This window comes from Janthinobacterium longum, assembly GCF_051380735.1.
Classification (GTDB): Bacteria; Pseudomonadota; Gammaproteobacteria; order Burkholderiales; family Burkholderiaceae_D; genus Janthinobacterium.
Genome location: NZ_JBNYXQ010000011.1, coordinates 90,216 through 114,233, shown reverse-complemented (window position 1 = coordinate 114,233; position 24,018 = coordinate 90,216). Strand labels below are relative to the sequence as shown.

The 24,018-nt window shown below is 56.4% G+C and carries 22 protein-coding genes and 1 tRNA gene; 16 read left to right on the top strand and 7 right to left on the bottom strand.

All coding sequences use genetic code 11. The annotated features are described in order from the left end of the window. The first annotated feature begins 60 nt into the window (after window positions 1-60). Complete coding sequence (locus tag ACQ4WM_RS22075; RefSeq protein WP_436548797.1) at window positions 61-933, top strand: GIN domain-containing protein; 873 nt, start codon at window positions 61-63, stop codon at window positions 931-933. Window positions 934-1,002: 69 nt separating this feature from the next. Next, window positions 1,003-1,275 (top strand): YkgJ family cysteine cluster protein, encoded by a 273-nt coding sequence (locus ACQ4WM_RS22070; protein ID WP_436548796.1) that lies wholly within the window; start codon window positions 1,003-1,005, stop codon window positions 1,273-1,275. Between the two features lie 22 nt (window positions 1,276-1,297). On the opposite strand, the gene ACQ4WM_RS22065 is transcribed toward ACQ4WM_RS22070, so the two are convergent. After that, window positions 1,298-1,534, bottom strand: a complete 237-nt coding sequence (locus ACQ4WM_RS22065; protein WP_436548795.1) for a hypothetical protein — start codon at window positions 1,532-1,534, stop codon at window positions 1,298-1,300. Window positions 1,535-1,684: 150 nt separating this feature from the next. Here ACQ4WM_RS22065 and ACQ4WM_RS22060 point away from each other — a divergent pair, with 150 nt between their 5' ends. The 7 genes from ACQ4WM_RS22060 to rfbD all read left to right on the top strand — a co-directional run bounded on the left by ACQ4WM_RS22060 (window position 1,685) and on the right by rfbD (window position 9,963). Beyond that, the gene (locus tag ACQ4WM_RS22060) at window positions 1,685-2,458 is read left to right on the top strand and encodes a DeoR/GlpR family DNA-binding transcription regulator (RefSeq protein ID WP_436548794.1); all 774 of its coding nucleotides are present in this window, start codon (window positions 1,685-1,687) and stop codon (window positions 2,456-2,458) included. Window positions 2,459-2,491: 33 nt separating this feature from the next. Then, window positions 2,492-3,640 carry an MFS transporter gene (locus ACQ4WM_RS22055; RefSeq protein WP_436548793.1) on the top strand — a complete coding sequence of 383 codons (1,149 nt, stop codon included), beginning with the start codon at window positions 2,492-2,494 and terminating at the stop codon, window positions 3,638-3,640. Between the two features lie 172 nt (window positions 3,641-3,812). Beyond that, window positions 3,813-4,658 carry an undecaprenyl-diphosphate phosphatase gene (locus ACQ4WM_RS22050; RefSeq protein WP_436548792.1) on the top strand — a complete coding sequence of 282 codons (846 nt, stop codon included), beginning with the start codon at window positions 3,813-3,815 and terminating at the stop codon, window positions 4,656-4,658. Window positions 4,659-4,664: 6 nt separating this feature from the next. Then, window positions 4,665-6,488: a DNA helicase RecQ gene (recQ, locus tag ACQ4WM_RS22045; RefSeq protein WP_436548791.1), complete on the top strand. Its 1,824-nt coding sequence runs from the start codon at window positions 4,665-4,667 to the stop codon at window positions 6,486-6,488. A 15-nt stretch (window positions 6,489-6,503) separates the two neighbouring features. Further along, window positions 6,504-7,475 (top strand): LysR family transcriptional regulator, encoded by a 972-nt coding sequence (locus ACQ4WM_RS22040; protein WP_436548790.1) that lies wholly within the window; start codon window positions 6,504-6,506, stop codon window positions 7,473-7,475. Between the two features lie 150 nt (window positions 7,476-7,625). Then, window positions 7,626-8,912 (top strand): Glu/Leu/Phe/Val family dehydrogenase, encoded by a 1,287-nt coding sequence (locus ACQ4WM_RS22035; protein ID WP_436548789.1) that lies wholly within the window; start codon window positions 7,626-7,628, stop codon window positions 8,910-8,912. A 178-nt stretch (window positions 8,913-9,090) separates the two neighbouring features. After that, window positions 9,091-9,963, top strand: a complete 873-nt coding sequence (gene rfbD, locus ACQ4WM_RS22030) for a dTDP-4-dehydrorhamnose reductase (protein ID WP_436548788.1) — start codon at window positions 9,091-9,093, stop codon at window positions 9,961-9,963. Here rfbD and galE read toward each other — a convergent pair whose 3' ends face one another. From galE to ACQ4WM_RS22010, 4 genes are all read right to left on the bottom strand, one after another. Beyond that, the gene (gene galE, locus ACQ4WM_RS22025; RefSeq protein ID WP_436548787.1) at window positions 9,964-10,983 is read right to left on the bottom strand and encodes a UDP-glucose 4-epimerase GalE; all 1,020 of its coding nucleotides are present in this window, start codon (window positions 10,981-10,983) and stop codon (window positions 9,964-9,966) included. Between the two features lie 78 nt (window positions 10,984-11,061). Next, on the bottom strand, window positions 11,062-11,742 hold the full coding sequence (gene trmB / locus ACQ4WM_RS22020; RefSeq protein ID WP_436548786.1) for a tRNA (guanosine(46)-N7)-methyltransferase TrmB: 681 nt from the start codon (window positions 11,740-11,742) through the stop codon (window positions 11,062-11,064). Between the two features lie 351 nt (window positions 11,743-12,093). Then, window positions 12,094-13,251: a Fic family protein gene (locus tag ACQ4WM_RS22015; protein WP_436548785.1), complete on the bottom strand. Its 1,158-nt coding sequence runs from the start codon at window positions 13,249-13,251 to the stop codon at window positions 12,094-12,096. A gap of 357 nt (window positions 13,252-13,608) precedes the next feature. Then, a tRNA-Gly gene (locus tag ACQ4WM_RS22010) sits at window positions 13,609-13,682 on the bottom strand. Window positions 13,683-13,948: 266 nt separating this feature from the next. Here ACQ4WM_RS22010 and ACQ4WM_RS22005 point away from each other — a divergent pair. From ACQ4WM_RS22005 to rfbC, 7 genes are all read left to right on the top strand, one after another. Continuing rightward, window positions 13,949-14,212 carry a hypothetical protein gene (locus ACQ4WM_RS22005; protein WP_436548784.1) on the top strand — a complete coding sequence of 88 codons (264 nt, stop codon included), beginning with the start codon at window positions 13,949-13,951 and terminating at the stop codon, window positions 14,210-14,212. A gap of 297 nt (window positions 14,213-14,509) precedes the next feature. Continuing rightward, window positions 14,510-14,866, top strand: coding sequence for a diacylglycerol kinase (locus ACQ4WM_RS22000; protein WP_436548783.1), 357 nt, complete (start codon window positions 14,510-14,512; stop codon window positions 14,864-14,866). A gap of 259 nt (window positions 14,867-15,125) precedes the next feature. Continuing rightward, window positions 15,126-16,544, top strand: a complete 1,419-nt coding sequence (locus ACQ4WM_RS21995; protein ID WP_436548782.1) for a mannose-1-phosphate guanylyltransferase/mannose-6-phosphate isomerase — start codon at window positions 15,126-15,128, stop codon at window positions 16,542-16,544. 79 nt (window positions 16,545-16,623) lie between these two features. Continuing rightward, window positions 16,624-18,087 (top strand): undecaprenyl-phosphate galactose phosphotransferase WbaP, encoded by a 1,464-nt coding sequence (gene wbaP / locus ACQ4WM_RS21990; protein ID WP_436548781.1) that lies wholly within the window; start codon window positions 16,624-16,626, stop codon window positions 18,085-18,087. A gap of 124 nt (window positions 18,088-18,211) precedes the next feature. Continuing rightward, window positions 18,212-19,291: a dTDP-glucose 4,6-dehydratase gene (rfbB, locus tag ACQ4WM_RS21985; protein ID WP_436548780.1), complete on the top strand. Its 1,080-nt coding sequence runs from the start codon at window positions 18,212-18,214 to the stop codon at window positions 19,289-19,291. Further along, window positions 19,291-20,184 carry a glucose-1-phosphate thymidylyltransferase RfbA gene (rfbA, locus tag ACQ4WM_RS21980; protein ID WP_436548779.1) on the top strand — a complete coding sequence of 298 codons (894 nt, stop codon included), beginning with the start codon at window positions 19,291-19,293 and terminating at the stop codon, window positions 20,182-20,184. Before rfbB ends, rfbA begins: the two co-directional genes overlap by 1 nt. Window positions 20,185-20,207: 23 nt before the next feature. Then, window positions 20,208-20,753, top strand: a complete 546-nt coding sequence (gene rfbC, locus ACQ4WM_RS21975; RefSeq protein WP_436548778.1) for a dTDP-4-dehydrorhamnose 3,5-epimerase — start codon at window positions 20,208-20,210, stop codon at window positions 20,751-20,753. Between the two features lie 84 nt (window positions 20,754-20,837). Here rfbC and ACQ4WM_RS21970 read toward each other — a convergent pair whose 3' ends face one another. Both ACQ4WM_RS21970 and ACQ4WM_RS21965 read right to left on the bottom strand, forming a co-directional pair. Further along, the gene (locus ACQ4WM_RS21970) at window positions 20,838-22,262 is read right to left on the bottom strand and encodes a class I SAM-dependent methyltransferase (RefSeq protein WP_436548777.1); all 1,425 of its coding nucleotides are present in this window, start codon (window positions 22,260-22,262) and stop codon (window positions 20,838-20,840) included. Then, window positions 22,246-23,796: a hypothetical protein gene (locus ACQ4WM_RS21965; RefSeq protein WP_436548776.1), complete on the bottom strand. Its 1,551-nt coding sequence runs from the start codon at window positions 23,794-23,796 to the stop codon at window positions 22,246-22,248. Before ACQ4WM_RS21965 ends, ACQ4WM_RS21970 begins: the two co-directional genes overlap by 17 nt. Between the last annotated feature and the right edge of the window lie 222 nt (window positions 23,797-24,018).

Here is a 24,018-nt window from a genome sequence, read left to right as displayed (position 1 = left end):
GGCAGCCGCAGCGCGGCCGCCGGCTTTTTCCATTCACCGATAAAAATCAAAGGAATTATCATGCGTGCTCTGCTGGCCCTGTGCTGCGCCGTCGCCGTTGGCGGCTGCGCCATCGTTATCAATCCCAACGATGGCGACGTGCGCTACAGCACGGATTCAGGCGGCAAAGCCGTTGAAGGCAACGGGCAGCTGAGCCGCGACGCACGCACGCTCGGCAGCGCGACGGTGCTCGATATCGGCAATCTGAACAATGCCGACGCCAGCATCGACATCCGCGTAGGCCCGGCGACCTCGCTGGTGATCGAAGCGGACAGCAATGTGCTGCCGCTGATCCAGAGCGAAGTGAGCGGCAGTACCCTGCGCATCTGGAGCGACGCCAATCTGCGCCGCAGCAGCGACATCCACATCATCTACACCACGCCGCACCTGACCAAGATCAGCACGGTCAGCGGCGGGCGCCTGGTGGCAAGCGGCTTCAACGGCGACGACCTCACTCTGGTGCAGCGAGGTTCGATGAAAATCGAATTGTCGGGCAAGGTGGCGCGCCTCGACATTGCCAACTACGGTTCGGGCAGCGTCAACGCGGCCGGGCTGTCAAGCGGCAACAGCGACGCCGTGCAGAACGGTTCGGGCCGCATCCACCTGGGCGCGCTGCGTGCCGAGCGTGTCAATCTGGCCGTCAACGGCTCGGGCAGCATCAGCGCCAGCGGCGCGGTGCAGCGCCTGGACGCCAATGTGAATGGCTCGGGCAAGCTCAACCTGGCGCCCCTGAGCAGCGACACTGCGTATTTGTCGACCAACGGCTCGGGCGATATCGATGCCACCGTCACCAGCGAAGTCAACGCCCGCTCCAGCGGCTCGGGCCGCATCACCGTGCATGGCGAACCAGCCAAACGCACCCTGTCAGGCTCGCGCGTGCGCGTGGTGCAATAAGTTTGCACGGCTGGTAGCGGCGGGGGCTTGCTATACTATCGGCCCCTGCCCGCTTTTCACCTCACCGCCATGCCGACTTCCATTCCCCTGGCATGCCGCCCTTCCTGCGGCGCCTGCTGCACCGCCCCGTCGATCACCAGTCCGATACCCGGCATGCCCAATGGCAAACCTGCCGGCGTGCGCTGCGTGCAGCTGGCCGACGATAACCTGTGCCGCATCTTTGGCCAGCCCGAGCGGCCGGCGTTTTGCGGCGGCTTGCAGCCCTCGGCAGAAATGTGCGGCGACAGCCGTGAATATGCGGTGCGGTGGCTGGGCGAGCTGGAGCGGCTGACGGCACCCTGAGATACCGTCTCGGCTGACAACTTCAGCTTTTAGGTGCTTCCTGCCCACCATTGACCATGCGGTTGTATTCAATCAACAGCGATACCAGCCCAAAAATACACAGCGCGATCACGCCGTCGCGCACGTCAGTCAGATCAAGCCCGCCATGGCGGAAATAGTGCATTACTTCAAGTACCGCCAGAAACGCCAGGCAACGCAGGCCATAGCGGCGTACGGTAATGCGCAGCAGCGTTGCCATGGAAAACTTTTCTGCCGTCATGATCTGTCTCCCTATTCAATATGACAACAGTATCAGGATTTATATCTCATTGGCAATCTCCTGAGCTTTGAGCGGCAGTCTTGAACAACACTTGACGAAAACTGCACGTTTACGTATATTCATGCACATTCCTGCACGATTAAGCACGTCATGACCGCCAACCTGCTACTCAAACAGCGCCACGCGCTGATCCAGCAACAATTGCAAGCCGATGGCCGGGTGCTGGCGCTGGACCTGGCGCGCCAGCTCGATGTGTCGGAAGACACGATACGGCGCGACCTGCGCGAGATGGCTGCTGCCGGCCTGTGCCAGCGCGTGTATGGCGGCGCTCTTCCGCTGCCACCCAATGGCGGCAGCCTCAGCCAGCGCCAGCACGAGTCGCCCGAAAGCAAGGCCCGCCTGGCGCAGGCGGCCGTGTCGCTGGTGCGCGCGGGTCAGGTGCTGTTTCTGGACGCCGGTTCGACCAACCTGGCAATTGCCACCGCGCTGCCGCCGTTGGCGTTGACCGTGATCACCAATGCACCGGCAATCGCCATGGCGCTGATGGAGCGGCCCGAGATCGAGCTGATCATGGCCGGCGGGCGGGTCGACCGGCGCGCCGGCGCCAGCCTGGGGCCGCAGGCGCTGCGCGCGGTCGAACGCATGCATCCCGATGTATGTTTCCTCGGCGCTTGCGGCGCCGACGCCGAGGCGGGCATCACCTCCTTCAACTATGACGAAGCCGAATTCAAGCGCAGCATCGCCGGCGCCAGCCGCGCGGTGGCGGTGGCCGTGACCAGCGACAAGCTGGGTACGGCCGCGCCGTTCGGCGTGCTGGCCACCGGCCTGCTGCAGCATCTGGTGCTCGAATCAAGCGCCGATGCGGCCCATGTCGCCGCCTTCGAACGCCAGGGCGTGCAGGTGCTGCGCGCCCGTGCCCGTTAATTTCATTTCACCACTTTTTTGAAAAGTTACGCCATGCACCTTACCGGTACCCTGCAACAACGCGCCACGCGCCTGGTCTTTTTCGCCGCCGGCCTCGGCATGGCGGCCTGGGCGCCGCTGGTGCCCTACGCCAAGGCCCGCCTTGGCCTCGATGAAGCCACTCTGGGGTTTTTATTGCTGTGCCTGGGCGCCGGTTCCCTGTGCGCGATGCCGTTTACGGGGGTGCTGGCTGGCCGCTTCGGCTGTCGCAGCGTGATCCTGTGGGCCGGCGCCGTGCTGATCGCCGTGCTGCCGGGGCTGGCGCTGGCCGCCACGCCGCTGCAGCTGGGCCTGGTGTTGCTGGCCTTCGGCGCCGCCGTGGGCACCATGGACGTGGCCATGAATATCCAGGCTGTGATCATTGAAAAAGCCAATGGCGGCGCGATGATGTCCGGCTTTCATGCGCTGTTCAGCGTGGGCGGCTTTGCCGGCGCCGGCTGCATGGCATGGCTGTTGTGGCTGGGCCTGACGCCGGCCTGGTCGTGCGTGGTGCTGATGGTAGTGCTGGGCGCGGTGCTCGGCGCCTCGCAAGGCCATTTGCTGCGCAGTGTCGCGCCCACGGGCGAAAAGACGCCGCTGTTCGTCATGCCGCACGGCGCCGTGATCCTGATCGGCCTGCTGTGCTTTATCGTGTTCCTGGCCGAAGGCGCCATCCTTGATTGGAGCGCCCTGTTCCTGACGACCACGCGCGGCGTGGAGGCCAGCCAGGGCGGGCTGGGCTACGCGGCGTTCGCCATCGCCATGACGCTTGGCCGCTTTACGGGTGACAAGGTGGTGGGCCGCTTCGGCGGCAAGCGGGTACTCGCTTTTGGCGGCCTGTGCGCGGCCGGCGGCTTCTTCCTGGCGGTGGCCGCGCCTGGCGCGCTGCTGGCGCTGCTGGGCTTCGTGCTGGTCGGCCTGGGCGCCGCCAATATCGTGCCCATCCTGTTTACGGCAGCCGGCAACCAAGCGGCAATGCCGGCCAGCCTGGCGGTGGCGGCGATTACCACCATCGGCTATGCCGGCATCCTGGCCGGGCCGGCGGTGATCGGCTTCGTGGCCCATGCCACCAGCCTCAATATCGCCTTTGCCATCCTCGGCGGCTCGCTGCTGCTGGTGGCGGCCAGTGCGCGCCTGGCTGCACCGGCAAAAGCGCCAGGCTGATTGCGTCCACACAAGTCGGGCGGTGGCAAAAAAACCACCGTCCGCGCCTGCCTCATTCAAGTCTGCACGCCGCTCTCGTGGTAAGCTTCGACCCCGCGCACCATCGCATAACAGCATGACGCCGCACGGCCTCCCTCCCCTTACTGCTTACCCACACTGACATTCACAATTCATGGATCTGATTCTTGCATTTAAAGCCATCATCATGGGGCTGGTTGAAGGTTTTACCGAATTCCTGCCTATTTCCTCCACCGGCCATCTGATTCTTGCAGGCAGCCTGCTCGATTTCACCAACGATGTGTCAAAAGACGTGATGGATGTGTTCGAGATCGCGATCCAGGCCGGCGCCATTTTGGCCGTGTGCTGGGAATACCGTGCGCGCATCGCGTCCGTGTTGTCTACCTTCGGCAGCAACGTCAAGTCGCGCAAGTTCGTGCTCAACGTGGCGATCGCCTTCTTGCCACTGGCTATTATCGGCCTGGCCATCGGCAAGATGATCAAGCATGCGCTGTTCAAGCCGGTGCCGGTGGCGCTGGCCTTTATTATCGGCGGCGTGATCATTTTGCTGGTCGAGCGCCGCGCGCGCCTGAACCCGGTCACCGTGCGCGTCAACTCGGTCGATGAAATGACGCCCTTGGACGCACTGAAAGTCGGCTGCGCGCAGGCCTTTGCACTGATTCCCGGCACCAGCCGCTCGGGCTCGACGATTATCGGCGGCATGCTGCTGGGCCTGTCACGCAAGACGGCCACCGAGTTCTCGTTCTTCCTGGCCATTCCCACCCTGCTGGCGGCCACTGCCTATTCGCTGTACAAGGCGCGCGACATTTTGTCGGCCACCGATTTGCCCCTGTTCACCCTGGGCACGCTGGCTGCGTTTGTCTCCGCCTTTTTGTGCGTGCGCTGGCTGCTGCGCTACATCAGTTCGCACGACTTCACATTCTTTGCCTGGTACCGTATCGTGTTTGGCCTGCTGGTGATCGCCAGTGCCCATTACGGCTGGGTTGTCTGGGCAGAATAAGGCACCATGAATCAAGACCTCAACGCGCAAGCCCTGCAGACGCTGCAAACTGTCTTTGGCTATCCGGCCTTCCGTGGCCAGCAGGCCGATATCGTCGACCATGTCAGCCACGGCGGCGATGCGCTGGTGCTGATGCCCACCGGCGGCGGCAAGTCGCTGTGCTACCAGATCCCGGCGCTGCTGCGCGATGGCGTGGGCGTGGTCATCTCGCCCCTGATCGCGCTGATGCAGGACCAGGTCGATGCGCTGGCCGAAGTCGGCGTACGCGCCGCCTTTTTGAATTCTACCCAGACCTACGAAGAAGCGAGCCGCATCGAGCGCCTGGTGCGCACCGGCCAGATCGACCTGGTCTACGTGGCGCCCGAGCGCCTGATGACGCAGCGCTGCCTGGACCTGTTCCAGGCATCGAAAATCGCCCTGTTCGCGATCGACGAAGCACATTGCGTGGCCCAGTGGGGTCATGATTTCCGCCCCGAATACATCAAGCTGTCGGTGCTGCACGAGCAGTTCCCGGACGTGCCTCGGATTGCGCTGACGGCCACCGCCGACCCGCAGACGCGCGCCGAAATCGCGCTGCGCCTGCAGCTCGACGATGCGCGCCAGTTCGTGTCCTCGTTCGACCGGCCGAACATCCGCTACCAGATCGTCGAAAAGGCCAATGGCCGCAAGCAGCTGCTCGACTTTATCAGCACTGAGCACGCGGGCGACTGCGGCATCGTGTATTGCCTGTCGCGTAAAAAAGTCGAAGAGACGGCCGAATTCCTGAACCAGAGCGGCATCCGCGCCCTGCCTTATCACGCCGGCATGGAGTACGCCAAACGCAGCGCCAACCAGGCGCGCTTCCTGCGCGAGGAAAATATCGTGATGGTGGCCACCATCGCCTTCGGCATGGGCATCGACAAGCCCGACGTGCGCTTCGTGGCCCACCTGGATCTGCCGAAAAGCATCGAGGGCTATTACCAGGAAACCGGGCGCGCAGGCCGCGATGGCATGGCCGCCAACGCCTGGATGGCGTATGGCTTGCAGGACGTGGTGCTGCAGCGGCGCATGATCGACGAATCGGAAGCCGACGAAACCTTCAAGCGCGTGCTGGGCGTGAAGCTCGACGCCATGCTGGGCCTGTGCGAAACCCTCAGTTGCCGCCGCATGCGCCTGCTCGAATACTTCGGCGAGCCGGCATCCCCATGCGGCAACTGCGACACCTGCCTGGTGCCGCCGATCTCATTCGACGGCACGGTGCCGGTGCAAAAACTGCTGTCGGCGATCTACCGGATGGACCAGCGCTTTGCCGGCGGCCACGTGATCGACGTGCTGCGCGGCATGGAGTCAGAACGCATCAAGACCTGGCACCACGATTCACTGTCTGTATTCGGCATCGGCGCGGACCTGGGCGAAGCGGAATGGAAATCGATTTTGCGCCAGGCCATCGCGCTGGGCTTAGTCGCCGTCGACCACGAACAATACAGCTCCTTGAAACTGACCGACGCCTCGCGGCCGGTGCTCAAGGGCGGCCAGAAAGTACAGCTGCGCCAGTACCAGAAACCGGTGAAAACCAGCAAGCGCAGTACCAGCGTGGCCAAGGGTTACGTGGAGATGGATCTCTCAAACAGCGAGCAGGCGATCTTCGACAAGCTGCGCTGGTGGCGCGTGGAAACGGCGCGCACCCACAATGTGCCGGCCTACGTGATCTTTGTCGACGCCACCCTGCGCGAAATCGCCAAGGCCAAGCCCACTTCGCTGGAACAGTTGCGTGGCGTGAGCGGCGTGGGCGAGAAAAAGCTGGCCTCGTATGGCGATGAAATCGTCGCCATGATCCTGGAAATGATCTGACGGCGCGGCGCGGCGATGGAAACCAAATGGCTGGAAGACTTTATCTCGCTCGCTGAAACGCATAATTTCAGCCGCTCCGCAGCCCTGCGCCACGTCACCCAGCCAGCCTTTTCGCGGCGCATCCAGTCGCTGGAAAACTGGCTCGGCATCGACCTGGTCGACCGCACTTCCTACCCCACGCGGCTGACGCCGGCCGGCGCCGTGTTCTACGAACAGGCGCTGGAAATGCTGGGCCAGATCAATGGCGTGCGGGCGCTGTTGCGCGGCAAGCGCGCCGCCACCCAGACCAGCGTCGACTTCGCCGTGCCGCACACGCTGTCGCTGACCTTTATGCCGAAATGGCTGACGGCGCTGGAACAAGGTTTTGCACCGATCAACAGCCGCCTGATGGCGCTCAACGTGCACGACGCGGTGCTGCAACTGGTCGACGGCGGCTGCGATTTGCTGCTGTGCTACCACCATCCGCGCCAGCCGGTGCAGCTCGACCCTGGCCGCTACGACATGCTGGTGATGGGCCGCGAAACCGTGCGCGCCTACGCCCGCTGCGGCACCGACAAAGTGCCCGATTTCGTGCTGCCGGGCAGCGCCGCCCACCCGGTGCCCTTTCTTTCCTACACCAGCAACGCCTACCTGGGGCGCATGGTCGAACTGCTGATGGCCGACGCGAAAACGCCCCTGTTCCTCGACACCTGCTACGAAACCGATATGGCCGAAGGCCTGAAAATGATGGCGCTGGAAGGGCGCGGCATTGCCTTTTTGCCGGAATCGGCAGTACTGCGCGACGTCAAGTACAAGCACCTGGCGCGCGCAGACGGCGGCGCCCCCGGCTGGGAAATCGAGCTGGAAATACGGCTGTACCGCGAACGCCCGAACGAGCAACGGCCAGGCAAACCGATGGTCGAAAGCCTGTGGCAGTACCTGGTGCAGCAACAGGAAAATACCTCGCGCAGCAGCCGCCGGCGCAAGCGTTCCATCCCTGAGTCCTGACGCGACAAACTATGCAATAAATGCATAAGCGGATGCATACAAAGCATTGGCCGGGGCTAAAGCCTATCGCCTACGATGCGGTTCCGCTGCGCGTAGCTGCTTTCCGGTTACGCCTCTCACGTATTCGTATTGTCCAGGAGCTTATCAAGCATGACCAGCAAGCACGCACTGCCTTCCTACCTCAACCCTGAAGACCTCGGCCCATGGGGCGTCTACCTCGAGCAGATCGATCGCGTTACTCCGTACCTGGGCAGCCTGTCGCGCTGGGTGGAAACGCTGAAGCGCCCGAAGCGCATCCTGACGGTCGACGTGCCGATCGAGCGCGATGACGGCAGCATCGCCCACTACGAAGGCTATCGCGTGCAGCACAATATGTCGCGCGGCCCCGGCAAGGGCGGCGTGCGCTTCCACCAGGACGTAACTTTATCGGAAGTGATGGCGCTGTCGGCCTGGATGACGGTCAAGAATGCGGCCGTCAACGTGCCCTACGGCGGTGCCAAGGGCGGCATCCGTGTCGACCCGAAGACGCTTTCGCGCAACGAACTGCAACGCCTGACGCGCCGCTACACCAGCGAAATCAGCATGATCATCGGCCCGAACAAGGATATCCCGGCGCCGGACGTCAATACCAATGAACAGGTAATGGCGTGGATGATGGATAGCTACTCCATGCTGAACGGCAATATGTCGACCGGCGTGGTGACCGGCAAGCCGATCTCGCTCGGTGGCAGCCTGGGCCGCCGCGATGCGACCGGCCGCGGCGTCTATGTCATCGGCTGCGACGCCGCCGCCCGCATCGGCGTGCCGATCGACGGCGCGAAGATCATCGTGCAAGGTTTCGGTAACGTCGGTGGCGTGGCCGCGCGCATGTTTGCCGAAGCCGGTTCGAAAATTGTCGCGGTACAGGACCACAAGACCACCGTGGTGCACAGCGGTGGCCTCGATATTCCACAACTGCTGGCGCACGTGGCCGAAACCGGCAGCGTCGAAGGCTATGCGGGCGCCGAAGCGTTCTTGCCGCGCGACGATTTCTGGGGCCTCGATTGCGACATCCTGATCCCGGCCGCGCTGGAACAGCAGATCACCGCCGAGCGCGCCCACGTCATCCGCGCAAAAATCATCCTGGAAGGCGCCAACGGCCCGACCATGCCGGCCGCCGACGACATCCTGAACGACAAGGGCGTGCTGATCGTGCCGGACGTACTGGCCAACGCCGGCGGCGTGACCGTCAGCTACTTCGAATGGTCGCAGAACTTCTCGAGCTTCTTCTGGACCGAAGAAGAAATCAACAGCCGCCTGACGCGCATCATGCGCGAAGCGTTCGACGCGGTCTGGCAAGTGTCGCAAGAGAAAAAAGTGTCGATGCGCACCGCGACCTTTATCCTGGCCTGCACGCGCGTGTTGCAGGCGCGCGAGGTACGTGGTTTGTATCCATAATCGCTGGCCGTTGTTTCATGCCTGAAAAAAATCCCGCTGCGCATTACTGTGCAGCGGGATTTTTCATGATGGAATGACCGCCAGATAGCAAGGCAAGACATGCAAAAACCGCCGCGTCCTGTTACTTTACCGTGCCACCTCAGGCATACTACTGGCACTAATATCTACAGGAATATTCATGAGCCGTATCTTAATCACAGGAAAAACTGGCCAGGTCGGCTACGAACTTGAACGCAGCTTGCAAGGACTGGGCGAAATCGTTGCGGTCGATCGTAGCCAGATGGATTTGAGCAATTTGCAGCAGGTGCGCGAGGTCATTCGCAGCGTCAAGCCTACGCTGATCGTCAATCCTGCCGCTTACACGGCCGTCGATCAGGCGGAGCGCGAGCCGGAACTGGCGCAACGGATCAACGGCGAAGCGCCTGGCGTGATGGCCGAAGAAGCCAAAAAGCTGGGTGCCACGCTGATTCACTACAGCACCGACTACGTGTTCGATGGCACGAAGGACGGTGCTTACCTGGAAACCGATCCCACCTGTCCGATCAATGTGTACGGCAGCAGCAAGCTGGCGGGCGAGCAGGCAATTCTTGCCTCCGGTGTAAAACACCTGATACTGCGTACCAGCTGGGTCTACAGCACGCACGGTAAAAATTTCCTGCTGACCATGCGCCGCCTGGCCCAGGAGCGCGACGCGCTCAATATTGTGTCAGATCAGTTCGGTGCACCGACCTGGAGCCGCACGATTGCCGACACTACGGCGCACATCATCGCGCAAAGCCTGGCCGCCGCCGATCAGCAGGCGTGGTGGGACCAGCATTCAGGGCTATACCATCTGACGGCGCAAGGAAAAACCACCTGGTTCGGTTTTGCCGAAGCGATCATGGCCCATGCATCAGTGGCGAAGAAGCCGAAACTGACACCGATACCGGCTTCGGCCTATCCCGTACCGGCACAACGCCCTGCCAATTCGGCGCTATCGTCACAGAAGCTGATCGATACCTTCTGCGGCTTGCCGAACTGGCGCGATGCATTGTTGCTGTGTCAGGACTGATCAGGCAGCATAGCCTTGCGGATTCTGATGCTGCCAGCGCCAGTGATCCGCGCACATATCGTCAATGTTTTTCTGCGCCGTCCAGCCCAGCAGTTCGCGCGCCTGGTCGGCCGACGCGTAGCAGCTGGCGATATCGCCAGGGCGGCGCGGCACGATCTGGTAAGGAACCGGGCGGCCGCTGGCCGCCTCAAACGCGCGCACGGTGTCGAGCACGCTGTAGCCATGACCCGTGCCCAGGTTGACGGTAAAGCCGCCTTCAAGCGAAAACAAACGGTTCAGGGCCGCCACATGGCCCGACGCCAGGTCGACCACATGGATGTAGTCGCGCACGCCGGTGCCATCCGGCGTCGGGTAGTCGTCGCCAAATACCGACAGCTTGTCGCGGCGGCCAACGGCCACTTGCGCAATGAACGGCATCAGGTTGTTCGGAATGCCAGCCGGATCTTCACCGATTAGTCCGCTGGCATGCGCGCCCACCGGATTGAAGTAGCGCAACACACCGACTTGCCACTGTGCATCGGCATGCACCAGGTCAGCCAGGATTTCTTCGACCATCAGCTTCGAGCGGCCATACGGATTGGTCACGGACAGGCGCGACGTTTCCAAAATCGGCAAGGCTTCCGGATCGCCATACACGGTAGCCGACGAGCTGAACACGAAGCGTTTCACATTGGCGGCAGCGAGCACTTCGAGCAGCGCTACCGTGCCGCTGACATTGTTATCCATGTACATCAATGGCTTGGCCACCGATTCGCCCACGGCTTTCAAGCCGGCGAAATGGATCACCGCATCGATGGCGTGTTCTTGCAGCACAGCGGCCATGGCGGCGCGGTCACGCACGTCGGCTTCATAAAACGGCACGCTCTTGCCGGCAATCTGTTCGACACGGCGTATCGCTTCGCGCGCGCTGTTGCACAGATTGTCCACGGCAACCACATCAAAACCTGCCACCAGCAATTCGACACAGGTATGCGAACCGATAAAACCGGATGCGCCGGTCACGAGAATCTTCTTGGCCATAATCTCATTCAATGCTAAAAAATCAAGCTTAGCGCAATTGGGCAGACTTGACCAGCAAGCCTGTTGCCGTGTGCAGTTTTATTTCTTGATGAAGACCAGGTCCCACACGCCATGGCCAAGCTTCAAACCGCGGTTTTCAAACTTGGTCAGCGGACGATAGGCCGGCTGCGGCGCATAGCCCTCGGCACTGTTTTGCAGTTGCGGCTCGGCGCTGAGCACTTCCAGCATCTGGACCGCGTAGTCTTCCCAGTCGGTGGCGCAATGCAGATAGCCGCCCGGCGCCAGGCGCTCGGTCAGTTGCCGCACGAATGGCGACTGGATCAGGCGGCGCTTGTTGTGGCGCGCCTTGTGCCATGGATCGGGGAAGAATACGTGAATACCGGCCAGCGAATTGGCGGGAATCATATGCGTCAGCACTTCCACGGCATCATGCTGCAGCAGGCGCAAATTGGTCAGCGACTCTTCACCGATCAGCTTGAGCAAGCTGCCCACGCCCGGCGTATGCACTTCAACGCCGATAAAGTCTTTGTCCGGCATCGCCTTGGCGATATGCGCGGTGGTAGCGCCCATGCCGAAGCCAATTTCCAGGATCACCGGCGCCTGGCGGCCGAATACCTGTGTGAAGTCCAGCGTCTGTTTGCCGAACGGCAGCAAAAACTGCGGCCCCAGCGTGTCGAGCGCGCGCGCCTGCGCCACCGAAAGGCGGCCTGCGCGAGTAACGAAACTGCGGATGCGGTGTTCGGTCGGATCGTACATCATTGGCCGCGCAGGGCCGTTTGCTGGGGTATCAGAAGACATGGGAATGAAAGAAAAGTGGCTGCGCCACGCGAACCCGCATGGCGGCGAAAAATGGAGCGGGTGAAGGGAATCGAACCCTCGTCGCAAGCTTGGGAAGCTCGACAAGGAACTCAACAACCATGAGGGCTTGCGGCCCGTTTCTGCTCCGCAAAGACAACATTATAGCAGCCATACAAACAGCCATCCATGCGGTCGATTTAGCGATTGTGGAGCGATCTTTCAGGGCACGATAGCATGAAAACCACGCAACAACATTCACTACGACGCGGCAAGATCGTCATGCCGACGTGATAAGCCGTGTTGCATGCCTGCTTACGCAGGGCCATTCAAGGATGCGGAGATGAAACCCTCGTTCGACAGCGCGTTGATGGCCCCACGTAGCAGGAAGTTATTCGTAAAGCACATCGTATACTGGCGTGCACCAGGCTTGATGGGCTGCAACATCTTTCCTTCCACCAGACGCTTGATCTGGTACGTGCGCTGAGCGGGTTTTAGCCCCGGCATCACTCTGGCAAGATCGCCAGATTTTGCAGTGCCGAGCTTTACCACCTCAAGCAAAATCGCCTGTTCCTCATGCGTTATCAATTGCCGCTGGACCGAATAGGCAAGCGCAGGGATCAGAATTTTCTCCTTCAAGAACGTGTAGTCGGTTAGCCGGTCTACTTTTTGCAGCTCATCCAGGATGCCTTGCAAAACATAGGTGCACCAGCGGTCCAGGCTTTCATCCGTGCCCTTGTCGGCGCAAGAAAGCATCGCATAGTAACGCTCGCGGTCGTTGCAGAAAACAGCGGTCGGGTTCAACACCCGTCCACCTGTCTTGACATTGAAGCCGTACTTGATCAAGAGGGCATAGGTCATCAAACGCACGACGCGCCCATTGCCATTGCTAAAAGGGTGTATCCAGCCAAAGCGATGATGTGCCAACGCAACCTTGATCAAGGCATATTTGGGAGCATCATCACGGTTGATGAACCCCATCAGCTCTTCCATATAACCCGGTACAAGAACAGGGTCTGGCGGCAAATGGTCTGACTTGGCAATGCGGACCGCTTCCGTTCGATAGGCTCCAGGCGTGCGATTGCCCTCCCTCTCCAGCTCAAGCACCGCCAGCGAGTGCAGTTCCCTGATGAAATGTTCCGAGACAGCAGAATTCGGCGTCACCACGTCCTCGATATACTGCATCGCCTTTTCGATGTTGGATATCTCGCGCACTTGGTCGCTATCGTTTGTGCCGCCTTCCACCGAAGTCTCGACGTAATCCGCAAGCGTCGTATGGTTGCCCTCGATTCGCGCAGACCCGAGACTTTCCAGCATGTGGAAAATATGCTTGAGCTGGAAGAAGGTTGACGCAGGGGTTGTGCCGCCAAGTTGCAAACGCCGCAAGTGTTCCAGTTCCGTTAGAACATCGACAAGTGGCGAATCGAACGAGGGATTTAAAAGCTTCAGGTCAAAGTGGTGGAAGTCTGGCATAGCAATGCCTGCTCTTCTTGAATGGCGTCGAGGACTAAGTGGAATTTTCAAGATAATATACTTAAAAATCATATGCTTACGAACGCTAACTGATTATCACATGTGTAATAACGCAAAATAACAAGTCAAGCCACCTCCGCTCCCACTGGCCACCGGGCTTGCAGTGCAGGTTTTTCATGTGCCGCCCGACGAAAACAACGCTGCACCTCTAAAAATTGCCAATAGAGCAATTGAAGTAATGGAGTTTACTACCTAAAGAGCAACAAATCGAGGCACTGAGTAACTCGTCTTAGCATCTTTTTGTGGCGCAATTTTTGCTCTGTGGAGCGGCGGAAGAAGGTTGGAACTATTTTTTATTGGAGCGGGTGAAGGGAATCGAACCCTCGTCGTAAGCTTGGGAAGCTTCTGCTCTACCATTGAGCTACACCCGCGAAGAGTGCATTTTACGCGCGATGGCAGACTCTTGGCAAACCGCTCTGGCGAGTACGTAACGAAGACAGCCGCAGCATATTTTGTTAACTTGCTACAACAAGCTACAGAAAACGGCGGAAAATGCTTTAGTATTGGGAAGGATTGCCTCTGAACTTGCCATCATCAAGCGTGCATGCAGACTAACACGCCGAATGTTGATACAATCGGGTACTTAGTTTCATAATTTATAGTGTTTTCCCCCTGTTAACTAAAAAAGGATATTTCCATGAAAAAATTTCTGATCGCTTCGGCAATCCTGGCTTTCGCTTCGGCACAAGCAATGGCTCAAACCACTGAGCCAGTTGGCGGCGCTCCAGTTCCAGCAGCAGCAGCTCCTGCAGCTGGCGCTACCGGCGCAGCAGCCGGCGGCACCGTTGCTGGCCTGAGCACCAGCGCCCTGATCGCTATCGGCGCAGCTGTTGCTGTTGTCGCTGGCGCAGCAAGCTCGGATTCGACCACCACCCACCACGGCACCACCACCCATCATTAATCCCTAGCTGCTCAGGCAGCGACAGGAAGGCCCCGCCAGAGGTTATCTCAAGCTGATGGCGATGGGTCCGATGTAGCGAGAGTCTGACATTTCACGATGACTTACTCTTAAAAGAGCCCCTTTCATCACGAAACGGGCTTTTTATTTTTCTGCTGGCAGTATCGGTACGAATAATCCGTACCGCATGCGTTTTGATACGCAACTGTAACAGCGCTGTACAGTGCAGGCACTGATCTCTTTGCAATAATAATTCGTAGTTATGTACGCCACACACCTAGCCCAAGCGCATTCTTCCTGATGAAGAATCAGTCATTTTACAAACGTATGGTTTTTGCCCTCCATGGCATTCGTGCAGCCCTCTCCCTGGAATCGAGTTTCCGCCTGCAGTGCCTTGCGGCACTGATTGTGTTAGCAGTGCTCGTCTACAGCAGACCGGCCTTTATCTGGTGGGCGCTGCTGCTGATGAACTGTGGCATGGTTCTGGCAGCTGAATTGTTCAATACTGCACTGGAACATCTGGTTGACCATCTGCATCCTGCGCTTCATCCCAGCATCAAAATTGCCAAGGATTGTGCGGCCGGTGCGGTACTGGTATTGAGCATTACAGCCTCGGCCGTGTTCGTTGCTTTTTTGATTGCACAAACTTCGATCTAAGCAAAAATAATCAGTGCTAAAATACCAAGCCATCTAATGTTGAAAGAAGTTTCTGCCATTCATCAAAACTGTAGAAAAGTGTAAGAAGAATAGCGCGACTACTACCGATTTTATTAAAATAATTGTACTTTAAAAATAATTCAGGAAAACTTTCAGCCAGATTTTTTGCTATGTGGCAACAGTTAGAAATTGCTGTTGTGAATCGCAAATAGTCTCGTCCGTCCGATAAAGTTGTTTTAAATTTTGAATTGATGCAAAAATGAATCATTCCCTCGTTCCTGTTGTTCTTTGTGGCGGTTCCGGCACACGGCTCTGGCCACTTTCACGCGACGCGTTTCCGAAACAATTTTTACGTTTGTCTGGTGATACCAGCATGTTGCAGCAAACCTTGCAGCGCCTTGAGGGTATTGATGCCTTGGCGCCAGCTTTGCTGGTCTGCAATGAATCGTCACGTTTTATCGTTGCCGAACAGTTGCGCGAAATAGGCATGGAAAACGCACGCATGGTGCTTGAGCCCATGCGCCGCAATACTGCCCCGGCGATTGCCACTGCGGCGTTGCAAGCCATGGAAAATGGCCAGGATCCGATTTTGCTCGTGCTTCCGTCAGATCATGTGATTCTCGACGCCCCGGCATTCCACCAGGCGATCAACCTGGCGCGCGAAGCGGCTGAACAAGGCAAGCTGCTCACTTTCGGCATTACACCTAGCGGCCCGGAAACAGGCTATGGCTATATCCGCGCCGAAGGCAAGGAAGCGGGCAAGGCACAGCGCATTGTTGAGTTCGTCGAAAAGCCAGCGTTGGCTTTGGCCGAGCAATATATTGCAAGTGGTGATTATTTCTGGAACAGCGGCATGTTCCTGTTTCGCGCCAGCAGATACCTGGAAGAACTTGAACGCTTCCAGCCTGCCGTCGTCGCTGCCTGCCGTGAGGCACTAGCCAAAGCAAAAACCGACCTCGATTTCATCCGCCTTGATCACGATGCCTACGCCGCCAGCCCTGATATTGCAGTCGACTATGCCGTGATGGAACGTACTGCCGATGCGGCAACCGTCGCCCTGGACGCCGGTTGGAATGATATCGGTTCATGGGCGGCCGTTTTCGATATCGCAAAAAAAGATGCCGATAACAACAGCGCCCAGGGCGATGTATTGCTGCAAGACTGCAACGATTGCCTGGTCCACAGCAATAGCCGCCTTGTTACTGCCATTGGCATGCGCAATACCGTCATCGTGGAAACCGCCGATGCAGTACTGGTGATGGATGCGTCGCAAGCACAACACACGAAGACACTGGTAGCACAGCTGGTCAAGCAGGATCGCCCTGAAGCTACCATGCACCGCGAAGTGTTCCGCCCATGGGGCTCGTATGACTCGATCGGCAACGGCGAGCGTTTCCAGGTCAAGCGCATTACCGTCAAGCCGGGCGCCAAGCTGTCGCTGCAAATGCACCATCACCGTGCTGAACACTGGATTGTTGTATCGGGTACCGCCCAGATTACCAATGGCGACAAAGAATATCTGCTGACGGAAAACCAGTCGACCTATATTCCGCTGGGCGTGGTGCATTCGCTGGCCAACCCGGGCAAGGTAGCGCTGGAACTGATTGAAATCCAGTCAGGCAGCTACCTGGGTGAAGACGACATCGTGCGGTTTGAAGATCGCTACGGCCGGGTTTAAGCAAGTATCAACTAGGGAGATGGCGGCGCCATCTCCCTTTGCAACTCACTCTGAAGTTTATAAGGTTTAGCAAGTCATCATGAAACCCATCGAAGGCATATTTGTAAAAGAGGTCAAGTGGTATTGCAGCAGCACGGCGGAAAAATACTTTCTGGCGATTGCCGACGCAATCGCTTTGTTTGTCGCGTTCTTGCTGGCAGGCATCTGGTCACTGGATGTTGTCGTGCTCAACGACTGGCATCTGGATGGTTCACGGCTGCTCAGCCATTTTCTGCTATCCCTTGTGACACTGGCCTTGTTCAAGCTGAAGGGCCATCATGCCAAACGACGACCATACGCCAATGAAATCAGACAGATCCTGCAGATAGTCATGGTGATGGGATTGATCGATGCGGCGCTTGCCTCGTTTGGTGGCTGGAATGACTCGCGTATCGCCCTGCTGCTGACCTGGCTGCTGGTGCCGTGCTGTGTGCTGCTGACGCGTGGTGTGGTCAAATACCTGTTGATGAAAGCAGGTGGCTGGATACGGCCGATGGTGATTATCGGCTGGGGTGACAACGCATTGCAAACCGCACGCGCTTTCAATGAAGAAGCGTTGATGGGCTATCGTTTGATCGCTTTCCTGATTCCTGAGGGCAAAGCGCCCTTCGAGCATCATTATGTGAATCGCGTGGGGGAGCCGGTGCCTTGTATTTCGTTAGGCGCCACCCCTGAACAAACCCTGAAAACCCTGGGCGATCCCCATGCTGTTGTTGCGCTGGAGCAGGGTGGGATCGATGCTTACCAAGGCATGATCCAGCAGGTGAGCCGCAGCGTGGCCAATATGCAGGTCGTACCGGCTGTGCGTGGCTTGCCGCTGTATGGCATGGAGGTCAATCACTTCTTCGCGCACGAAGTGTTGTTGCTGACCATGCGCAATAACCTGGCTCGGCCCGGCTTGCAACTGATCAAACGCTGTTTCGATCTGGTCACATCAATCGCTGTACTTATCGTTGGCTCTCCCATCCTGCTATGGATCGCCGCAAAGGTACTTGCGTCGGGCCGTCCTATTTTCTACGGTCACAAGCGCGTGGGCCAGAATGGCAAGCACTTTTTGTGCTACAAGTTCCGTACGATGGCTGTCAATTCCGATGTGCTGTTGAAAGAACTGCTGGAACGCGATCCGCAAGCGCGTGCCGAATGGGACCGCGATTTCAAACTGAAAAATGATCCACGTATTACGCCGATCGGTCATTTCCTGCGCAAGACCAGCCTCGATGAACTGCCGCAATTGTGGAATGTGCTCAAGGGCGAAATGAGCCTGGTTGGACCACGTCCTGTCGTTGACGCGGAACTCGAACGCTATGGCAATCAAGTCGACTTTTATCTGGAAGCAAAACCTGGCGTAACGGGTCTGTGGCAAGTTAGTGGCAGGAACGATGTCAGTTATGATACGCGCGTTTATCTTGATGCCTGGTATGTCAAAAACTGGTCGCTGTTCAACGACATTGTTATTCTGTTTAAAACAGTGAACGTTATTTTCAAAAAAGATGGCGCATATTGAAAGATTGCAGTAGGCAAAAAACGAATTTAATTATCGCAATTTAAGAGGATATTCAGGCGAAAACTTTCCGTTACCGGAAAGCTTGCGCTTCTCGATTGCGTTCAAGCAAGAAAAAGGATAACAGATGATTTTAGTTACTGGCGGCGCCGGCTTTATCGGTTCCAATTTTGTTCGCGACTGGCTGGCACTCAACGATGAACCAGTCATCACGCTTGACAAGCTGACCTACGCTGGCAATCTCAGCAACCTGGCCAGCCTGGAACACGATCCACGCCATATCTTCGTGCGCGGCGATATCGGCGACACCGCCCTGGTATCGCGCTTGCTGGCCGAACACCAGCCGCGTGCCGTCGTGCACTTTGCCGCAGAAAGTCACGTTGACCGCTCGATCCACAGCCCTGGCGAATTCATTTCGACCAACGTCAACGGTACCTTCAGCCTGCTTGAAGCCTCGCGCGCCTACTGGACAGCCCTGACGGGCGAAGCAAAGGAAGGGTTCCGTTTCCTGCACGTATCGACCGATGAAGTGTATGGCACGCTGGGACCACAGGATCCACCGTTCACCGAAACCACGCCGTATGCACCGAACAGCCCTTACTCGGCATCGAAGGCAGCATCGGACCACCTGGTGCGCGCGTACTTCCATACTTATGGCATGCCGGTACTCACCACCAACTGCTCGAACAACTACGGCTCTTTCCATTTCCCGGAAAAGCTGATTCCCCTTATCATCAGCAACGCCCGCGCCGGCAAACCGCTGCCGATCTACGGCGACGGCATGCAAGTGCGCGACTGGCTGTATGTGGGCGACCACTGCTCGGCCATCCGCCGCGTGCTGGAAGCTGGCCGCCTGGGCGAAGTCTATAACGTGGGCGGCTGGAACGAAATGGCCAACCTGGAAGTCGTGCACACGCTGTGCGACATCCTCGACACGCTCGATCCGAAAGCGTCGGGCAGCTACCGCGAACAGATCACCTATGTGCAGGACCGCCCCGGCCATGACCGCCGCTACGCCATTGATGCACGCAAGATCGAACGCGAACTGGGCTGGAAGCCAGCGGAAACGTTCCAGACCGGCATCTGCAAGACGGTGCAGTGGTACCTGGACAACCAGGCATGGGTGCGCGACGTGCAATCAGGCGACTACCTGAAATGGGTAGAAACCAACTACGCAGCACGCGACGCGGCAAAGGATGTAGTCTGATGAGCACACCTGTCGAACGCAAGGGTATTATTCTGGCCGGCGGCTCCGGCACGCGCCTGTACCCGGTCACCATGGCAGTATCGAAGCAGCTACTGCCGGTGTACGACAAGCCGATGATTTATTATCCACTGACGACCTTGATGCTGGCCGGCATGCGCGACATCCTGATCATCTCGACGCCGCAAGATACACCACGCTTTAAGGAACTACTCGGCGATGGCAGCCAGTGGGGCATCAAGCTGACCTATGCCGTGCAGCCGACACCGGACGGCCTTGCACAGGCATTTATCATTGGCAAAGAATTTGTCGGCGACGCGCCATCGGCGTTGATCCTCGGCGATAACATTTACTATGGTCATGACTTTGAAACGCAGTTGCGCGAAGCATCGGAGCGCACCATCGGCTCGACCGTGTTCGCCTATCATGTGCACGATCCGGAACGCTATGGCGTGGTCGACTTTGACGAGCAGCGCCGCGCTGTCAGCATAGAGGAAAAACCGCTCCAGCCAAAATCGAACTACGCCGTGACCGGCCTGTACTTCTATGACAATCAGGTTTGTGACATTGCTGCCGGCATCGCGCCTTCGCCACGCGGCGAACTCGAAATTACCGATGTCAACCGGGTCTACCTGGAGCGTGGCGAGCTAACGGTTGAACTGATGGGCCGCGGTATGGCCTGGCTGGACACGGGCACGCACGAGTCCTTGCTGGAAGCGGGACAATTCATCGCCACGATTGAAAACCGCCAGGGCCTGAAAGTGGCCTGCCCGGAAGAAATCGCTTATCGCAAAGGCTATATCGACGCCGCCAAGCTGGAACAGCTGGCCCAGCCATTAAAGAAAAACGCTTACGGTCAATACCTGCTGCGTCTGCTCGAAGAAAAAATATACTAAGGCCTGAACGGCTCATCCATATCATGCAAATTCAAACTACCGCCATTCCAGACGTACTGATCATCGAGCCGACCGTATTTGGCGATGACCGCGGCTTCTTCTACGAAAGCTTCAACCAGAAGCGTTTTGCCGAGCTGACCGGCGTGACGCGCGACTTCGTTCAGGACAATCACTCCAAGTCCGCCAAAGGCGTTTTGCGTGGCTTACACTACCAGATTCAGCAAGCCCAGGGAAAGCTGGTACGTGTTACCGCCGGAGAAGTGTTCGACGTTGCCGTCGACCTGCGCAAAAGTTCGCCAACGTTCGGCCACTGGGTCGGTGTGACCTTGTCGGCAGCGAACAAACGGCAGCTATGGATACCAGAAGGGTTTGCACATGGCTTCATGGTTACAAGCGACCATGCTGAGTTTCTGTACAAGACAACCGACTACTGGGCGCCGGAGTTTGAGCGTAGCATCCTGTGGAATGACCCGGCGATCGGCATCAACTGGCCGCTGGATCGAGAACCATTGCTGTCGGGCAAAGATAAGACCGGCACGTTACTGGCAAACGCCGACGTCTTCGCCTGATCGCCCCACCGTTAATGCTTAACCAACAAATTTATTATCCGCATATTAATGGACGGCAGCCTAGACGGGCTGGGTGAATGCCGCTCAACCTTTCTTTTCAAGCAAATACAATGTACGGTTACCAGCAACGAGGGACTGTTTCTTCTCGATGCTGTACTTTACAGAGAATAAGCGCTCAAAACTCTCAATCGACATCGTCGAATACAATTCTTTATTGATACCTGCAATTTCAGCAAAGCGCAGGTCTTGCGGCTCGATCCACTCCAGTATCAGAAAACGCGGCCGCAGTGAATGGAAAAAATCCAAGATCATCGGTAGGCCGGCGCGTTCAGAGACTAGCAAGTGATGCACTAGCCCCAACGCCATGATGCAATCGAACTTGCCCGCAGCTCGCACTAGAAAGCTATCCACCTCTTGGTTCATCCAGCCAACCGGCGGTGTGGGGCGCCCAATATCTAGCAGGATTGGTGAGATTGGGAGCACCGTGCCGCGCAATTGTTGATATAACCGTGATAATGCACCATGATCATAATCAGCGGCGACAACTGTATTTCCGACTTCGGCGGCAATTTTACTAAACTCGCCTGCGTTGCAGCCAAGATCAAGTACTGTGGAGATTTCGGGCCGCTCCAGCACAGTGCGTACGAAATCGGCCTTGGCAACGACATCGGTAGTATCGTAGTGATCCCGATCGGTCTCGTAATTTTCCCATTTGGTCGGTATTGCTGACGCAGCGGGCTTGAGCGCATTGATATGCCTTTCCAACCGCTTCAAGGTGCGCTGCAGGAGGAATTTAGCTAGCTCAGCCGGCCTAGATTTTGGCTTTTCCCGAACAGCAGCAGCGCGCACTTGACGCATCCCCCCGAAAAACATCGGTAGTGTTACGGCTTCCAATGCAGGCTGCACATAAGCACGCCAACCATGAATGACGCGTCGAACCTGCTCAGGTTGCAAGCCGTCGCGGTGCTGAACAAACATGGCCGACGTCTGCATGCCGGTGTGGCGATAAAGCAACAACGGGATCACAAAATGCCGGAAGAACTGAGCATACGCGATCCAAACACCGGAATCATCAATACGTTCAAATGAAAGGAGATCGCAAAATCTCGGCTTGCCATGTTCAAACAAAATATTCCAAGCTGATGCATCCTTAATTATCCAACCATTCTCCAGCGCTGACATAGCAACCTGCAATGTCATTTTTGCGGCGTCATACAGTTGCAACGCGGTAATTTCATGGGGATAACAGGGGAAGTCAAGCGCACGGTGCTCAAGCCAGCGAAATTCAGCCGAATCGATGGCAGAGTCACTCGGGCCTGCCACCCATTCAGACGCCGGAAACCAGCCATCTGCGACTCCCTTAAGATACCAAGATGACTTGATTAAAATTTCGACATCTTCAGCTTTTTTTGCGCTAACAGCACGAAAAATTCGCCCATCTTTTTTTGCGACAAAACCAGACGGATCACGCCAAGAGATTTTTTTTAGGTTTTCAATATTTGTAGCCATCAGGCGCACTCCAAGTTTCGTAATAAGTTGTACGCCGTAACGCATCAGACAATGCAGCTTGTGTGTCAAGTTTTCCGGATAAAAAATCCAGTGCCAATTTTTTGCTATGAACCGTACTGATACGATCTGGAAGGATGATAGGTTCACTAGCACCCACCTTCCAGACGATAAAAGGTACAGATGCAGGTTGCTTAGAATTAGTTCTTAACCAATGGTCAGAAGAAACAATAAGAAGAATATTTTGTTTATCCGACAGCAGCTGTAAATTTTTAACGATTCGCCCAACGACAATGTCAGCACCGATCAAATTTTGTTTATAAGCTGAGGTGTCATTTTCTACTGGCTCTTTTAATAGACGTTGCACATAAATATTCGGCAAATGCGGTAGATTAACATGAATAAAATCGAATGCGCTATGCTGGTTGGAAAGTGTTTTATCTAAACTTGACAATACATTTTCTGAAGCGCGATACATATAGTCAAAATTATACAAAACAGATTCCGGTAAAATTCTAATACTCCCTTTGATACTCTTGACCGCTGTCATCAAGGGTACACTGAAAAATGTGAGGCTATCAAACCACCTGCCGGCATTACCAGCATATGTAGTGCCACAAGATTGCAATAAAGAAAATATTTTACAATAAGGATGATAAAATCCCAATACAGTAGCAGAGCGGACCCCACCCGGCAATTGTGAAAATATCGAGCTCTCTAGTCCGAAACGTATAATTTTTTTTTGTTGATCCCAAAGGTCGAGTCTGTTCTGCGACTTTATAGTAATTCCGGATAATGCAGTACCTGTCAATAGTGCAGGAATAGAATATACTGTATCTTGACCAGGTGAAAACGCTTGATTTGCACTGATCGCACGCGCTGTCAACGCAGAAAAATTCGGCAATGCCCCAGACATGCCTGATCCAGATTTTAAGCTCAGCGTATAATCCATCTCGTCAAAAATAACCCAGACAACACGCCGTGCCACTGTGGGCGCGGCGGCTTCCGATTTTGGGTAAGGAGAGACCAATGCAGGCTGAAATATGAAATCGAGAGCAATGCAGCGATAAATTGCAAGAAAAACAAAAGCGTACCCTAAGGTCGACAAAAATCGTATCCATTGTGACAGCCTAGTACGACTCAAATGTAATACTCCAAAAACAAATATAAAGCCTCCGCCGAGCAGCACTATCTTTCCTAAAAACAATCTTTTCGCTGGTTCTAAAATAGCTGGCATTATGAGTGGTACGATCTTTACCCATGGGTAATCAGCTGCATCAAAAGCAGATTTGATCGCGACAATCGTCAAGGCAATGGCCCCAAAAAAAACTACTTTACGCTTTATCCCAGCACTAAAAAGAGAACTAGTCATCATCAAAATAACCGGAACTAAGCAAAAAACGGTAACTATAGATGGATAAACTACATAATCAAAAAACGATGGTACAAAATAAAGTGTCAACGGATTTAAAAATCCCATGAAATATGCTGACGCATAAAGTAGGGATAAACCTATTGCAATATTTAAACGAATCATTATTTTTTTATTTTCCTTGAAAAAAATTCTCGAATCATTTTAAATAATTGAAATGGACGAGAAATATAGAACATCACCGCACCAAATATAGTTATAAGTAATTGCAGAAGATAAGCACCGGTACCAGGGTCGACATAAGCAAAAGCGGTGCTAGGAAAAAGTAAAATAAAAGCGATAATACATATAGATTTGTTATTAATCATAATTTTTACTCTATTAAAA

What these genes read in the sequence shown, in the direction of transcription:
- ACQ4WM_RS22075 (WP_436548797.1), top strand. Translation starts at nt 61, where the DNA reads ATGCGTGCTCTGCTGGCCCTGTGCTGCGCCGTCGCCGTTGGCGGCTGC.
- ACQ4WM_RS22070 (WP_436548796.1), top strand. Translation starts at nt 1,003, where the DNA reads ATGCCGACTTCCATTCCCCTGGCATGCCGCCCTTCCTGCGGCGCCTGC.
- ACQ4WM_RS22065 (WP_436548795.1), bottom strand. Translation starts at nt 1,534, where the DNA reads ATGACGGCAGAAAAGTTTTCCATGGCAACGCTGCTGCGCATTACCGTA.
- ACQ4WM_RS22060 (WP_436548794.1), top strand. Translation starts at nt 1,685, where the DNA reads ATGACCGCCAACCTGCTACTCAAACAGCGCCACGCGCTGATCCAGCAA.
- ACQ4WM_RS22055 (WP_436548793.1), top strand. Translation starts at nt 2,492, where the DNA reads ATGCACCTTACCGGTACCCTGCAACAACGCGCCACGCGCCTGGTCTTT.
- ACQ4WM_RS22050 (WP_436548792.1), top strand. Translation starts at nt 3,813, where the DNA reads ATGGATCTGATTCTTGCATTTAAAGCCATCATCATGGGGCTGGTTGAA.
- recQ (WP_436548791.1), top strand. Translation starts at nt 4,665, where the DNA reads ATGAATCAAGACCTCAACGCGCAAGCCCTGCAGACGCTGCAAACTGTC.
- ACQ4WM_RS22040 (WP_436548790.1), top strand. Translation starts at nt 6,504, where the DNA reads ATGGAAACCAAATGGCTGGAAGACTTTATCTCGCTCGCTGAAACGCAT.
- ACQ4WM_RS22035 (WP_436548789.1), top strand. Translation starts at nt 7,626, where the DNA reads ATGACCAGCAAGCACGCACTGCCTTCCTACCTCAACCCTGAAGACCTC.
- rfbD (WP_436548788.1), top strand. Translation starts at nt 9,091, where the DNA reads ATGAGCCGTATCTTAATCACAGGAAAAACTGGCCAGGTCGGCTACGAA.
- galE (WP_436548787.1), bottom strand. Translation starts at nt 10,983, where the DNA reads ATGGCCAAGAAGATTCTCGTGACCGGCGCATCCGGTTTTATCGGTTCG.
- trmB (WP_436548786.1), bottom strand. Translation starts at nt 11,742, where the DNA reads ATGATGTACGATCCGACCGAACACCGCATCCGCAGTTTCGTTACTCGC.
- ACQ4WM_RS22015 (WP_436548785.1), bottom strand. Translation starts at nt 13,251, where the DNA reads ATGCCAGACTTCCACCACTTTGACCTGAAGCTTTTAAATCCCTCGTTC.
- ACQ4WM_RS22005 (WP_436548784.1), top strand. Translation starts at nt 13,949, where the DNA reads ATGAAAAAATTTCTGATCGCTTCGGCAATCCTGGCTTTCGCTTCGGCA.
- ACQ4WM_RS22000 (WP_436548783.1), top strand. Translation starts at nt 14,510, where the DNA reads ATGAAGAATCAGTCATTTTACAAACGTATGGTTTTTGCCCTCCATGGC.
- ACQ4WM_RS21995 (WP_436548782.1), top strand. Translation starts at nt 15,126, where the DNA reads ATGAATCATTCCCTCGTTCCTGTTGTTCTTTGTGGCGGTTCCGGCACA.
- wbaP (WP_436548781.1), top strand. Translation starts at nt 16,624, where the DNA reads ATGAAACCCATCGAAGGCATATTTGTAAAAGAGGTCAAGTGGTATTGC.
- rfbB (WP_436548780.1), top strand. Translation starts at nt 18,212, where the DNA reads ATGATTTTAGTTACTGGCGGCGCCGGCTTTATCGGTTCCAATTTTGTT.
- rfbA (WP_436548779.1), top strand. Translation starts at nt 19,291, where the DNA reads ATGAGCACACCTGTCGAACGCAAGGGTATTATTCTGGCCGGCGGCTCC.
- rfbC (WP_436548778.1), top strand. Translation starts at nt 20,208, where the DNA reads ATGCAAATTCAAACTACCGCCATTCCAGACGTACTGATCATCGAGCCG.
- ACQ4WM_RS21970 (WP_436548777.1), bottom strand. Translation starts at nt 22,262, where the DNA reads ATGGCTACAAATATTGAAAACCTAAAAAAAATCTCTTGGCGTGATCCG.
- ACQ4WM_RS21965 (WP_436548776.1), bottom strand. Translation starts at nt 23,796, where the DNA reads ATGATTCGTTTAAATATTGCAATAGGTTTATCCCTACTTTATGCGTCA.